Source organism: Mycobacterium sp. (assembly GCF_052144515.1).
Lineage (GTDB): Bacteria > Actinomycetota > Actinomycetes > Mycobacteriales > Mycobacteriaceae > Mycobacterium.
In genome coordinates this window covers 18,903-31,937 of record NZ_JBKQQD010000578.1, presented here as the reverse complement: position 1 = coordinate 31,937, position 13,035 = coordinate 18,903, and the positions used below count along the sequence as shown (strand labels likewise).

Below are 13,035 nucleotides of genomic sequence, written 5' to 3'. Positions count from 1 at the left end.
CCCGCTGCGCGGCATCTACCGCGAACAACCCACCATCATCGAGATCATCAGGCACACCCCATCATCGCGTGTACCCGGCAATCAGCCGTGCACCCCGATCGGTGTGTTACTGACCCACGCTCCTAGCGCGTCCATGTCCACTGAGCGGGTGGACCGGTAGAGCCGCAGCACGGCGTGCTTCGTCCCGGCCGGAAGAAGGTGTTCGGCAATCTGGTTCACCCAATACGCGTCCAGGCCGGGGTTGTCGTGCCGGAGCACCAACCGCGCCAGGCGGCGGGTGGCGGTGCGCATGAACAGCTCCCCGGCGACGGGAGTGCGCCAGACCCGGGCCAGCCGATGCCACTTGTAATCGAGCAACACTCCGGTATTGATCAACGTGACGCTGCCGACCTTGTCCGGATTGGCGGCGGCCCAGGTCAGTGCAAACGGTCCGCCGAAGTCGTGCGCGACGAGGTGCACCGCGTCAATACCGAGTTGGTCGATCAGGCCGCCCAGGTGCGCGCCGTATGCGGCCAGGGTGTAGTCATGGTCGGCCCTTTTGTCCGCGCCGCCGAACCCCGGCATATCGGGGGCGACGACGGCGGCGAACTCGGCGACGCGTTCCATCAGCGGTTCCCAATCGCTGCCCGAGCCGGGGTTGCCGTGCACGAACACGACGGCCTCGCCGGCGGCACCCGATCCTCCGATCAGCACCGGCGAGCGGACGCCGTTGACCACCAGCTGCCGCGTCTCGAATCCGGTCATCGCAGGATCTCTTTCACCTGTGCATCCATCCGGTTCCGGTAGGCCGCACGGGCGAGGCTGTCGGCTTGCGCCATCACGGTGTCCGCCTTCAACATCCGCTTGACCCTGTCGGAAATGCCGGGCGGGGTACCCGCGATCATGCGGGCGATAGGCCCGAGTTCACGCGGGACGAACACCTCTTCGCGTCCGCTTCTCATGGCGCCGACGATCGCGTCCGCGACCGCCTCTGGTGCGACAACCCTTGTGGTCCACGGCTTTTTGAAGCCGCTAATCATGTCGGTGCGGATCAGCCCGGGCATCACGATCGTGGTGCGGACCCCGGTGCCACGTGTTTCGGCGCGAATCGCTCGAGTGAAGCCGACGACGGCATGCTTGGAGGCCGCGTAAGTGGCCCCGCTCGCGGGAGCGATCTGGCCTGCCGATGACGCCAGGTTCACGATGTGGCCGTGGCCGCGGGCAAGGAACCTGCGTAACGCCAACTGGGTTCCGGTTAGCACGCCGCCGAGGTTGATGTCCACTGTCCGTTGGGTTTCGCGTGGGTCTTCGTCGACGAATGCACCGATCGGGCCGATGCCGGCATTGTTGACCAACGCGTCGAGGGGGCCGATGCTTCGTTCGGCCTCATCCAGAAACGCTTCGAAACTGTCCGGGTCGCGCACGTCGAGCGGCAGGCCGACGACCCGCGGCCCCAACTCCGCAGCGACTGTGGCGACCACGTTGCCATCGATGTCGCCGATGACCACAGACATGCCCTCGCGCAGACAGGCTTCGGCGGTGGCACGGCCAATGCCGCGGGCTCCCCCCGTGATCGCGACGCGCTGGATCGACATTTCTGCGAAACCCTTTCTACTGCGATGGCTCCCGTATCTCTCGGGAGGGCCTTGATATTCCCAAGCTATCCGTTCGCCCCCTTCATAATGCACCCTCGACAGGGCGCTCCTCTTGACATTCGGAGACAATATTTTGACACTAGAGGACAGGGTGAGCAGACGCTCGCCCTTGACACACTGTCGCTGTCTGTCGAGGGTCAACGACATGTCCGTGGTGCGCGGGACCGGGCTCTCGAACTACCCGAGCCTGGTCACCGAATTGGGTGGTGACCCGGTCGGCCTGCTGCGTTCGGCAGGCGTCAGGGAACGGGATGTCGGCAACTACGACGCGTTCATTCCGTTCCGCGCGGCGATACGAGCGATGGAATCGGCCGCGGAGGCGACGGCCACACCGGATTTCGGGCGGCGACTGGCGCAACGTCAGGGCATCGAGATCCTAGGGCCGGTCGGAGTCGCGGCCCGGACCGCGGCGACGGTGGCCGACGCGCTGGCGATCTTCAACACGTTCATGGCGGCGTACAGTCCAGTGATCGCCATCAACATCACGCCGCTCGCCGACCCGCAGCGGTCGTTCATCGCGCTCCAATTCCTGCTTGAGGACGCGCCCCCGTACCCGCAGACAATGGAACTCGCCCTGGGGGTCTCGCTACGGGTGTTCCGACTTCTGATGGGTGCGAATTACACGGGGCTGGCGGTGCATCTACCCCACGATCCGCTCACACCGCAAGCCAGCTACGTGCAGTATTTCGGCTGCAAGGCGTATTTCGCACAACGCACCGCGGGTTACACGGTGCGCACAGCCGACCTGAGCCGTCCGTTGAGCCGCGACGACGTCGCGCACCGCGCCGTCGTCGACTATTTGAGCAGCATCACCCCAGTGGGTGCCGGGATCGTGGAATCGGTGCGCACTATCGTGCGTCAACTGCTGCCCACTGGAGCGGCGACGCTCGAGGTGGTCGCTGCGCAGTTTTATCTGCACCCGAAAACGCTGCAGCGTCGGCTGGCCGAGGAAGCCACCACCTTCGCCGCTCTCGTCGATCAGGTCCGCAAGGACACCGCGGATCGCTACCTACGGACTACCGGGATCAGCCTTCCGCACCTGGCTTGCGAACTGGGTTACGCCGAGCAAAGCGTGCTGACCCGCTCGTGCAAACGCTGGTTCGGAACCGGGCCAACCGCCTACCGCAATTCGAGTCGGTCGCGGCGCTAGCCGACCAATACCGGCTGCGGTGAGTCAGCCGAAGCCGACGTCGTGAACCGAAGGTGGTCGTCGTCGACTGGGCCCTCGCGCAACGTCTTTCGGTCCGCGCGGTAATCCATGCAGGTCCGCCAGGGACCTTCGGTGCCCTGGTGGGGGAACTGGTCGACCGCTCGCTTGACGTACCCGGCGGTGATATCCAGCAACGGCAGGGTGTCCATTGACTCGGGCGCGTGCGGACGGCAGACGTCGTAACCATGAGCGTCCATATGGGCCAGCAGCCGGCAGAAGTGCTCACATATCAGCCCGACCTTCAGCGTCCACGACGAATTGGTGTAGCCGAATACGTAGCCGAAGTTGGGGACTTCGCTGAGCAGGAAGCCCTTGAACGCCACCTTCTCCGACAAGTTGACGGGTACACCGTCCACCGAGAGACTGACGCCGCCGAAGGCCAGCAGGTTCAAGCCGGTGGCGGTGACGATGATGTCGGCTTCAAGTTCGCGTCCGGATTGCAGCCGGATTCCGCGCTCGGTGAAGGTGGCAATCTGGTCGGTGACCACCGAGGCCCGCCCGTCGCGGATGGCCTTGAACATGTCGGCGTCCGGCACGGCGCACAGCCGTTGGTCCCACGGGTTGTAGGCGGGTCGGAAGTGCTCGTCGACCGGATACCCCGCCGGCAGTTGCTTGGCGTTGAGGTGACGGATCAGTCGCCGGGCGGCCCAGGGGTACTGCTGGCAGAACCGGAAGATGAGCCGCTGCTTGGCGACGTTCTTCTGCCGCGTGACAGCGTAGGCCCGCTCGCGACCGATCAGCCTCGGCAGAGTGTTGGCGATGCGGTCCTCGGACGGCACCGGCACGATGTAGGTCGGGGAACGCTGCAGCATCGTCACGTGGCCGGCGGTCTCCGCCATGGCCGGCACCAACGTGACCGCGGTCGCGCCGCTGCCGATGATCACCACCCGCTTGCCGCGGTAGTCCAGATCCTCAGGCCAATGCTGCGGGTGCACGATCTGCCCGGCAAACCGCTCCCGGCCAGGGAATTCCGGCGTGAAGCCCTCGTCGTAGCGGTAGTATCCGCTGGCGCAGAAGAACCATCCGCAGCTCATGGTGACGCGTTCGCCAGTGCCGGTCCGCTCCATCTGCACCAGCCAGCGGGCATCCCGTGTGGACCACGCCGCTTCAATCACTCTGTGGCCGAAGCGGATCGCGCGCCCGATGCCGTTCTCGGCAACCGTCTCCCTCAGGTAGGACATGATGGCGTCCGCACTCGCGATCGCCTTCGGGTTCTCCCATGCCTTGAACTCGTAGCTGAACGTGTGCAGATCGGAGTCCGAGCGAATTCCCGGGTACTTGAAGAGATCCCACGTTCCACCGATGTCGTCGCGGGCCTCCACTATCGCGAATGTCTTGCCGGGTTGCGTCTTCTGCAGGTAGTGGGCAGCGCCGATCCCGGAGATGCCGGCGCCGATGATCAACACGTCGACGTGCTCGATGCTGGTGGAGTTCACGGTTGTTTCCTGTTCGGTCGGCGCCTCACGAACTCCGTTGTCGGAGGCTTGTGTCTACCACTGTGCGGCAGCTCGGACTCTAGTGTCTTGACAGAAGAGGACAGCTTTTTGACACTTCAGGACAGCATGTCCGATGAGCCGGATGTGACCGCCCGTGAAGCTACAAGAGATCGGTGATGGTCTTGAGGCCTGCGTCGTAAAGCACGCCGGGCAGCATGCCGCCGTCGTGTTCGATGGTGGTGCCGTTGACGAAGTCAGCCTCTCCGCTCGCGAGGAAGACGCAAACGCGGCCCACCTCCGCAGGCTCTCCCGCGCGGCGCAACGGGACTGCGGCGAAGTACTTCTCGCCGGTGGGATCGTCCTTGGGCAGCACGAACGACCGAAAGTTTTCGGTCATCGTCGGGCCCAGCGCGATGCAGTTGACTCGAACCTTCGGGCCCCACTCCTCGGCCAGCGAGCGGGTGAGATGGTTGAGGCCGCTCTTGGCTGCACCGTAGGAGACCAACGTCGGCGAGCCCGCGGGATGCCCGGCGCCACTGGAGATGTTGATGATGCAGCCCATGCCGTGCTGGGTGCGCATCTGCCGGTACGCGCGGATGGCGAACCAGAGTGGGCTGATGAGGTTCATCTGCACGGCGAAGGCGTGAAACAGGGCGGTGCGCTCGTACTCGTCGTCGCCGCGGGGTGCACCCTGAATGCGTTGCACGAGTTCGGGAATGCTTTCCGCGTGCGGCGCCGGGACGGTTCCGCCGGCGTTGTTCACCAAGATGTCGATCCGGCCATGGGCGGCAACGACCTCGGTGACGAAAGAGTCGATCGAGCGGAAATCGCCTTGATCGCATACCTTTTGCGAGGCCCGGAATCCCCATTCAGTCTCAATGCCCGGGATGGTGTCCAGCGGCGAACGCGAGCAGCCGATGACGGTGGCCCCGGCTCGCAGGAGTTCATGGGCGATGCCGACGCCCACACCACGGCTGGTTCCGGTGACGATCGCGATCTTGCCATCGAGAACGCTCATTGCCAGCCCTCCTGCGCGAAGCGCTCATTGACAGTCACTGCCATGCGGTCATACTGTGCCATCTTGTCGTCTCCGTGCCAAGAGAGGTCGCCGATGAGTAACCCAACCAAGTTGCGTGTCATCCAATGGGCGACCGGCGGCGTCGGTAAGGCCGCCATTGAGTGCGTACTCAATCACCGACAGCTCGAGCTAGTCGGATGCTGGGTGCACAGCGCCGACAAGAACGGGCTCGACGTCGGTCAGATCCTCGGGACCGGCGAACTGGGCGTCGCCGCGACCACCAGCATTGACGAGGTGCTGGCCCTCGACGCCGACTGCGTCATGTACAGCCCTTTAGTCCCCAATGACGAAGAGGTCGTGACGATTTTGCGGTCCGGCAAGAACGTGGTCACCCCGGTCGGCTGGGTGTACCCCGACCTGAGCAACCCACGGCACAAAGCCATCGCCGACGCTGCACTCGAAGCCGGGGTAACCCTGCATGGGTCGGGAATCCATCCCGGCGGCATCACCGAGCGATTCCCGCTCATGGTGTCCTCTCTGTCGTCCGCAGTCACGCACGTGCGCGCCGAGGAGTTCTCCGACATCCGCACCTACAACGCCCCGGACGTCGTGCGTCACATCATGGGGTTCGGCGGTCCCCCCGAGGAAGCCATGCAGGGACCCATGGCCAGCCTGCTCGAATCGGGTTTCAAGATGTCGGTGCGAATGATCGCCGATCACATGGGATTTCGTATTGATCCCAACATCAGGACTATTCAGGAGATCGCCGTGGCGACCTCGGATATCGACTACGGCCCGTTTCCTCTTCCCCCGGGGACCGTGGCCGCGCGCAGGTTCCGGTGGCAAGCTCTCGCCGGCGGCGAGCCGGTCATCACGGCGGCGGTCAACTGGCTCATGGGTGAAGAGAACCTGGATCCGGCCTGGAATTTCGGTGGGCACGGCGAACGCTTCGAGGTCGAAATCACCGGCGACCCCACCGTGAGCCTCACCTTCAAGGGACTGCAACCGCCGTCGATCGCCGAAGGGCTGAAACGAAATCCGGGAGTCGTCGCTACCGCGAACCACTGCATCAACGCCATCCCCGAGGTCTGCGCCGCCGAGCCCGGCATCAAGACCTACCTCGACCTGCCGCTGTTCGCCGGGAGCCCGGCTCCGGATCTCGCCCGGACCGCACGGTGAGCAGTCCCCCGCAAGCGGGAGGTGCCCCCAGCAAAAGCGCCCAATTCCACTACGAAATAGGGCCTTTTGCGTCTGCTCGCGCTAACCAGGAGGCCCCATGACCGTCCTGCCCGATGTGTCGTTTTGCCACCTCGTCGTTGGGGTCACCGACATGGACCGCGCGCTGGCGTTCTACCGCGATGTGCTGGGCATGGAGGTGGTCTTCAAAACCCTAATGTCCGGAGAGCCTTTTGACGCGGTCCTGCATGCGAAGCGCAAGCAGGAGGGCCGGGTGGTCGGCGGCTTGCTGGGCGGATTGATGGTCGAGTTGCTGTCGCTAGGCGCGAACGCGCCGGATCACAAGGCGCCACCTCGTGGCATCACCGGGATCCACAACGTGTCTTTGTCGGTGCCCGATCTCGACGACACGCACCGCCGCATCTCCGCCGCAGGCTACACACCCGACCAGGACCCGTTCGAAATCGGCGGGGTGCGAATGTTTTTCGTCAAGGATCCGGACGGGACCCCGGTGGAGTTCATCGAGCTGCCCGGCGGGGTGCGTAGCACCTACGAGTTGCACCGCGGTGTGCGGATGCAGATTGGGCCAGCCCAATGACCTACTCGCACCCCGATTCGATGCGCGGGCACGTCGCGATTGTCACCGGTGCCGCTCAAGGGGTCGGGAAGGGCATTGCCGCAGCACTGCTGGAACGCGGTGCGTCGGTGCTGCTGGTCGACATCCTCGATGAAAAGCTCAGCGCGACAACCGCTGAGCTTGAGGCACTGGGTCGCGTCGAACAGCTGGTTGCCGACTTGCGCGACCCGGACAACGCCCAGCGGATTGCGGCTGCTGCCGTCGACGCCTTCGGCACGGTGCACGGCCTGGTCAACAACGCCATAGCCACCAACGAGCCCAAGGCATTCGTTGACATCACCACCGACGACCTGGCGCTCGGTCACGACGTCGGCCCCCGAGCGACTTTCCTCCTCATGCAGGCCGTCCACCCGCTGATGGTCGCAGCGGGCGGCGGGTCGATCGTGAACCTGGGCTCCGGCACCGGCACCGGCGGCGAACCCAAGTGGGGCGGTTACGCCGCCGCCAAGGAAGCAATCCGCGGGCTGTCCAAGGTCGCCGCCCTGGAATGGGGGCGCGACAACATCCGCGTCAACGTCATCTGCCCGTTCGCCGAGTCCGACGGCGTCAAGCTGTGGAAACAGTTCGCACCCGACGATTACGCGAAGTCGGTCCGGCGGGTTCCGATGAAGCGTATCGGCGATGTTCGCACCGACGTGGGCGCGCTGGTGGCGTTCCTGCTCAGCACGGACGCGACGTTCATCACCGGGCAGACCATTCACGTCGACGGTGGAATCGGCTGCTTCCGCTGATGGTCACCAGCGAAGGGTCGCTGCGAGATCGCCAGCGCGCGCAGATCCGGGCCGATATCAGGCGGGCGGCGTTCCGGCTGTTCATCGAACGCGGATACGATGCCGTGACGACGGAGGAAATCGCAACTGCTGCAGGGGTTTCGCCGCGCACCTTCTTTCGCCACGTGCCCACCAAAGAAGAACTGCTGCTGGCGCCCGTTCGCCACGGCGGCGCAGCGATCGTCCACCTGCTCGAGCAGCGACCCGCCAGCGAGTCACCGGACGTCGCGCTGGTCAACGCCATCATCACGCGGACCCGCTCGTTCGACGAATCCGACACCGAAGAGTGGCGGGAAGCCTTGATGATGGCACCTGATCTGATCGACAAAATCAGGTTTCACACACCCGCGGACAAGGAACGGGCGACTCAGATAATCGCTGAACGCATGGGCGCAAATCCCGACACCGACATCCGTCCGGGCCTGCTGGCCCAACTCGGCTTCGCGGCAGCCGATTTCGGCTTTCAGCAATGGGTCCGTCAATCCAGCAACCGTTGCCCCCTAGATCGCTATGTCACCGAAGCGCTAGAGGCGGTCAAAAGTCCCCACTGGAAAAGGAAGCCGAAGTAGTCGTCGAAGGCAGGCACCACCGCCGAGCGACCTACTCGCCCTCGAAACAGGCTAAAACCAAACCTTGCGGCCAGCCACGGGACGCCCGACAGCCCCGAGGATCCACAAGATCACGCCGATGACCACCAGGATGCCCCCAATGGTGTAAAGAATCCCTATGCCGGTGAAATAACCGATCACCGCCAGAATGATGCCCAGAATAATCACACCGAGCTCCCCTCTGTTGAGCGCTCGTCCAATTGGTTGACTAGCCTGGTGTACCCAAATGCAGAGACGCCAATCCCGATTCCGGACGCCCGCTTAATGGGGATGGTCGGCCGAGGCAGCAAAAGGCCTGGTCGTGATCCACCCCGCTAGCGGCTACCGTTGATCAGCGCGGCACGCGCGAGCGTTTGTTCAGCCATCTTGACGTGCGCGGCATCGACAAGGACGCCGTTGACCCCGACGGCGCCGCGCCCCTTGGCCTCGGCTTCCCGGTAAGCGGCGACATTGCGCTCGGCACGCGCGATCTCGTCGGCAGTCGGCGCGTAGACCGTGTTGGCGACGGGAACCTGGTCGGGATGAATTGCCCACTTACCCGTGTAACCCAGCAGCGACGCGCGGCGCGCGTCGCGCTCGTATCCGGGCAGGTCTTTGTAGTCGGGATACGGCGCATCGATCGCGTCGATGCCCGCGATCCGCGCCGCAACGATGACCTTGTTGCGGGCGTACTGCCAGAAATCACCGGGGTATTCGCCCAGCGGGACGAAGTTGGTGTCCACCCGCGCGCCTTGCGATAGCGAGAAATCACCCACGCCGAAAATCAAGGCATCCAGGCGCGGGCTGGCCAGCGCGATCTCCTCGGCGTTGGCCAGTCCTTCGACTTCCTCGATGAGAACTTCGAGTCGAATGCGCTTGGCAAGGCCGAGTTTCGCCTCCAGCTGGGTGAGCAGCACGTCCACCCACCACACGTCGCGGGCCCTGCGGGGCTTGGGGATGATGATGGTGTCCAGGTTTCCGCCGGCCTTGGTCACGACGTCAATGAGGTCGTCGTGGCACCACTGGGTATCCAGGCCGTTGATCCGAATGGCACGCACGGTGCGTCCCCAGTCGATGTCGTTGAGCGCGCTGATCGCCTTGGCGCGCGACTCCTCCTTGAAGGCTGCGGGCACCGCGTCCTCGAGATCCAGGAACACCAGGTCCGCACCACACCCGGCGGCCTTTTCGAACATGTTGTCGTTGCTCGCCGGCACCGCAAGTTCGGAGCGGCGCAGTAACTGGCTCATCGGTGAATTTCCCTCTATCACAGCACGCCACGGGCGCGCAGGTCGTCGATTTCGTCCGGGGTCAAGCCGAGCAATTCGCCGTACACCTCGGCGTTGTGCTCGCCGAGGCGCGGACCCAGATGGTCGACCGTCCCCGATGCTGACGAGAACCGGGGCACCGGGGCCTGCACCGTCATCGGCCCGAGCTGTTGGTCCTCAACCGAGACGAACACCCCGCGATGTGCCAGCTGCTCGTCGGCGACCAGGTCACGGATGTCATACACGGGTGCAGCGGCTACCTCGTGCTTCTCGAAGACCATCATGGCTTCCGAAAGTGTCTTGGTGGCAACCCAATCCGCGACTACGGCGTCGACCTCGCGGGCCCTCGCCAGCCGTCGCTGTGGGTCCAAGAAGTCGGGGTCTTCCAACAGGTCGTCACGGCCGATCGCCCGAAACACCCGTAACGCCAACGCCGGTGAACTTCCGGACATGGCCAGCCACCGCCCGTCCGCGGTCTGGTAGGTGTTGCGCGGCGCCGAGATGTCCCAGCGGTTGCCGGCCCGCTCGGGCATCAGGCCCAACTGGTCGTAGCCCAAAAGCGTCTGCTCCAGCAGCCGGGCAAGCGGGTCGATGAGGTTGACGTCGATCAGCTGCCCGGGTCCCCCGTGCACGTCGCGGTGGTACAGCGCCATCATCACCGCGTAGGTGGCATTCAACGATGCGACGCCATCGGCGAGCATGAACGGCGGCAGCGTGGGCGGGCCGCCGGCCGGGCCGGTGATGTGGGCAAATCCACTCATGGCTTCCCCGAGCGTGCCGAACCCAGGGCGCTCACTCTTCGGCCCGGTCAACCCGTAACCCGTGATGTGCAGCATCACGATCCGGTCGTTGGCCGCGCGCAGGCTCTCGTAGTCCAGACCCCACTTGCGTAACGTCTGCGGCCGGGTGTTGAAGATGGCGACATCGGCGTGCTCGACCAGGCGCCGCACGAGCGCCTGACCTTCGGCGCAGCGCAGATCCAGCGTGATTGATCGCTTGTTGCGCGATAACGACTTCCACATCAAGCCGACTCCGTCACGCTGGTTGCCCCAGCCGCGGATCGGATCCCCATGTCGCGGTTCCTCGACCTTGATCACGTCGGCGCCGAACTCCCCCAGATATGTGGCGACCAGCGGGGCGGCGGCCAAACTGGCGAGGTCGAGAACGCGGATACCGTCAAGCATTTGCACTGGCGTGCACCCGGCTATTCGAAGGTCGTTGCAGCCCAAGGTGTCCCCGCAGCGTCGATGACTCGTACTCGATGCGGAACAACCCCCGGCGCTGCAGTTCCGGGACCACCATGCGCACCACGTCTTCAAACGCGCCGGGCAGATGCGTTGCCGCCAGAACGAAACCGTCGCAGGCGCCACTCTCGAACCAGTCCGCCATTTGATCGGCGACCTGCTCGCCGGTGCCGACGAAGCGCGGACCCTGCAACAAGGTGGCGCGATGACCGGCCAGGTCGCGCACGGTGACGGTGTCCCCGCCGATATGGGTGCGCAGGTTTTGGACCAGGCCGCGTATTCCGGAGACCGATGCGATGAGCTCGTCCGTGACCGGATCGTCCAAATCGTGTTGCGCGAAGTCGTAATTCATCAACTCCGACAACAGTGTCAGCGACGCCATAGGGTGTACCAAATCGTTAAGGAGCAGTGCTTCGCGGTCCTTGGCGTGCGCCTCGGATTCGCCGACCACAGCGTAGGCCATAGGACAAATGCGCACCGCGGCAGGATCACGCCCGGCGTCGGCGATGCGCTCTTTCTGGTCGGCGTAATGACTGCGCGCGACGTCCAGGCCCGGATCGCCGGTGAAGATCAATTCGGCCCAGCGGGAGGCGAATTCGCGCCCGCGACCCGAAGAGCCGGCCTGAATGATGACCGGGCGACCCTGCGGTGTGCGCGGCACGGTCAGCGGTCCGCGCGCCGAGAAGTACTGACCCTCGTGTCCCAGCTCGTGGACTTTGGCGGGGTCGGCGTACTGCCCGGACGAGCGGTCGTGCAGGATCGCGTCGTCCTGCCAGGTGTCCCACAGGCCGGTGACCACATCCATGAATTCATCGGCGCGGTCGTATCGTTCGTCGTGGCCGAGGTGGGCCTGGACGCCGAAGTTCTGCGCCTCACTGTCGTTGACCGACGTGACGACGTTCCACGCGGCCCGGCCATTCGAAAGGTGGTCCAGCGTGGCAAAGGTCCTGGTGACGTGGAACGGGGCGTAATAGGTGGTCGAGTAGGTCGCACCGAGCCCAATTCGCGATGTCGCCTGCGCCAAGACGCCAAGCACCACACCGAGGTCCAGCTTCACCGGCCGGGCGCCGTAGTGCACCGCCTCCGCGACTGATGCGCCGTATACCCCCGGCATCGCCAAGCGGTCGTCGAAGAACATCAAGTCGAAGCAGCCTTCTTCGAGCTGACGGCCGATTTTCGCGTAGTAGGACGCATCGAGGTAGCGGTGTTCGGTCGCGGGATGCCGCCACGAGCCTGCGTAGACCGAGGTGCTGCCCGCCTGCATGAAGGCAACCAGGGCCATCTTGTCTTTTCGCCGATTTCCCATTCCTGAAACGTAGCCGCTGATATATCAGATTTCAAATGCTTCATTTGATACGGTACTTGAGTGGCCACGATTGATATCTCCGGTACTGTGCGGGAACGCGCCGCCCGCGAACTGCGCGACCGCATTCTCACCGGCGCCCTGCCCGCCGGCTCACGCGTCGACCTGGACGCCATCACCGAGGAGTTCGCAACCAGCCGGACCCCGGTTCGCGAAGCGTTGCTGGAGCTCTCCTTCGAGGGTCTGGTCCAAGTCGCCCCACGCAGCGGAATCACGGTGATCGGCATCAGCCCCGAGGATGTCCTGGACAGCTTCACCATTCTGGGTGTGCTGACCGGACAGGCGGCCGCGTGGGCAGCCGAGCGAATCGAGCGGGAGGAACTCGAGATGCTGCGCGACCTCGCGGCAGACGTCGCCGAACGATCCGGTGACGACAGCATCGGCGAGGCCAATTGGCATTTCCACCAAAAAATCCACCGCGCTGCACACTCCCCGCGCCTGATGACCCAGATCAAGCAAGCGGCGCGCGTCGTGCCGAGCAACTTCCTCACCCTGTTCCCTGACCACGAGAAGCATTCGCTCGACGAGCACCAAGAGCTGCTCGACGCACTCGGTGACAAAGATGCCGAGCGGGCGCGCGCTATCGCCGAGCGGCACGTCCTGGATGCCGGTCGCTCGCTGGTCGACTGGCTGGAGCAACGCAGCACTGCCTGACGCCCGAAGCGCCTTGGCTTGAGTATTTTCGTATGGTGGCG

General features: G+C 64.6%; 14 protein-coding genes. 6 read left to right on the top strand and 8 right to left on the bottom strand.

Features of this window, described 5'->3' with window-relative positions:
- Positions 1-81 precede the first annotated feature (81 nt).
- Positions 82-744 carry an alpha/beta fold hydrolase gene (locus ACLP9N_RS40015; protein ID WP_442412573.1) on the bottom strand — a complete coding sequence of 221 codons (663 nt, stop codon included), beginning with the start codon at positions 742-744 and terminating at the stop codon, positions 82-84.
- The gene (locus ACLP9N_RS40010) at positions 741-1,574 is read right to left on the bottom strand and encodes an SDR family oxidoreductase (RefSeq protein ID WP_442412572.1); all 834 of its coding nucleotides are present in this window, start codon (positions 1,572-1,574) and stop codon (positions 741-743) included. Before ACLP9N_RS40010 ends, ACLP9N_RS40015 begins: the two co-directional genes overlap by 4 nt.
- Before the next feature lie 205 nt (positions 1,575-1,779).
- Between ACLP9N_RS40010 and ACLP9N_RS40005 the strand changes: the two genes are divergently transcribed.
- The gene (locus tag ACLP9N_RS40005) at positions 1,780-2,784 is read left to right on the top strand and encodes an AraC family transcriptional regulator (RefSeq protein ID WP_442412571.1); all 1,005 of its coding nucleotides are present in this window, start codon (positions 1,780-1,782) and stop codon (positions 2,782-2,784) included.
- On the opposite strand, the gene ACLP9N_RS40000 is transcribed toward ACLP9N_RS40005, so the two are convergent.
- Both ACLP9N_RS40000 and ACLP9N_RS39995 read right to left on the bottom strand, forming a co-directional pair.
- Positions 2,781-4,280, bottom strand: a complete 1,500-nt coding sequence (locus tag ACLP9N_RS40000; protein WP_442412570.1) for a flavin-containing monooxygenase — start codon at positions 4,278-4,280, stop codon at positions 2,781-2,783. The genes ACLP9N_RS40005 and ACLP9N_RS40000 overlap by 4 nt on opposite strands.
- 160 nt (positions 4,281-4,440) lie before the next feature.
- Positions 4,441-5,298: an SDR family NAD(P)-dependent oxidoreductase gene (locus ACLP9N_RS39995; RefSeq protein ID WP_442412569.1), complete on the bottom strand. Its 858-nt coding sequence runs from the start codon at positions 5,296-5,298 to the stop codon at positions 4,441-4,443.
- Positions 5,299-5,391: 93 nt separating this feature from the next.
- Between ACLP9N_RS39995 and ACLP9N_RS39990 the strand changes: the two genes are divergently transcribed.
- The 4 genes from ACLP9N_RS39990 to ACLP9N_RS39975 all read left to right on the top strand — a co-directional run bounded on the left by ACLP9N_RS39990 (position 5,392) and on the right by ACLP9N_RS39975 (position 8,450).
- Positions 5,392-6,477, top strand: coding sequence for an NAD(P)H-dependent amine dehydrogenase family protein (locus tag ACLP9N_RS39990; protein WP_442412568.1), 1,086 nt, complete (start codon positions 5,392-5,394; stop codon positions 6,475-6,477).
- A 97-nt stretch (positions 6,478-6,574) separates the two neighbouring features.
- Positions 6,575-7,072 carry a VOC family protein gene (locus ACLP9N_RS39985; RefSeq protein ID WP_442412567.1) on the top strand — a complete coding sequence of 166 codons (498 nt, stop codon included), beginning with the start codon at positions 6,575-6,577 and terminating at the stop codon, positions 7,070-7,072.
- Positions 7,069-7,842 carry an SDR family NAD(P)-dependent oxidoreductase gene (locus ACLP9N_RS39980; protein WP_442412566.1) on the top strand — a complete coding sequence of 258 codons (774 nt, stop codon included), beginning with the start codon at positions 7,069-7,071 and terminating at the stop codon, positions 7,840-7,842. The genes ACLP9N_RS39985 and ACLP9N_RS39980 overlap by 4 nt, the downstream gene beginning before the upstream one ends.
- Entirely contained in the window at positions 7,842-8,450 is a 609-nt protein-coding gene (locus tag ACLP9N_RS39975) for a TetR/AcrR family transcriptional regulator (RefSeq protein ID WP_442412565.1), read from the top strand. The genes ACLP9N_RS39980 and ACLP9N_RS39975 overlap by 1 nt, the downstream gene beginning before the upstream one ends.
- 51 nt (positions 8,451-8,501) lie before the next feature.
- On the opposite strand, the gene ACLP9N_RS39970 is transcribed toward ACLP9N_RS39975, so the two are convergent.
- From ACLP9N_RS39970 to ACLP9N_RS39955, 4 genes are all read right to left on the bottom strand, one after another.
- On the bottom strand, positions 8,502-8,657 hold the full coding sequence (locus ACLP9N_RS39970) for a hypothetical protein (RefSeq protein ID WP_442412564.1): 156 nt from the start codon (positions 8,655-8,657) through the stop codon (positions 8,502-8,504).
- Between the two features lie 146 nt (positions 8,658-8,803).
- Entirely contained in the window at positions 8,804-9,715 is a 912-nt protein-coding gene (locus tag ACLP9N_RS39965) for an HpcH/HpaI aldolase/citrate lyase family protein (protein WP_442412563.1), read from the bottom strand.
- 17 nt (positions 9,716-9,732) lie between these two features.
- Positions 9,733-10,917: a CaiB/BaiF CoA transferase family protein gene (locus tag ACLP9N_RS39960; RefSeq protein ID WP_442412575.1), complete on the bottom strand. Its 1,185-nt coding sequence runs from the start codon at positions 10,915-10,917 to the stop codon at positions 9,733-9,735.
- The gene (locus ACLP9N_RS39955; RefSeq protein WP_442412562.1) at positions 10,910-12,283 is read right to left on the bottom strand and encodes an LLM class flavin-dependent oxidoreductase; all 1,374 of its coding nucleotides are present in this window, start codon (positions 12,281-12,283) and stop codon (positions 10,910-10,912) included. Before ACLP9N_RS39955 ends, ACLP9N_RS39960 begins: the two co-directional genes overlap by 8 nt.
- 60 nt (positions 12,284-12,343) lie before the next feature.
- Between ACLP9N_RS39955 and ACLP9N_RS39950 the strand changes: the two genes are divergently transcribed.
- Complete coding sequence (locus ACLP9N_RS39950) at positions 12,344-12,994, top strand: GntR family transcriptional regulator (RefSeq protein WP_442412561.1); 651 nt, start codon at positions 12,344-12,346, stop codon at positions 12,992-12,994.
- Positions 12,995-13,035: the final 41 nt, after the last annotated feature.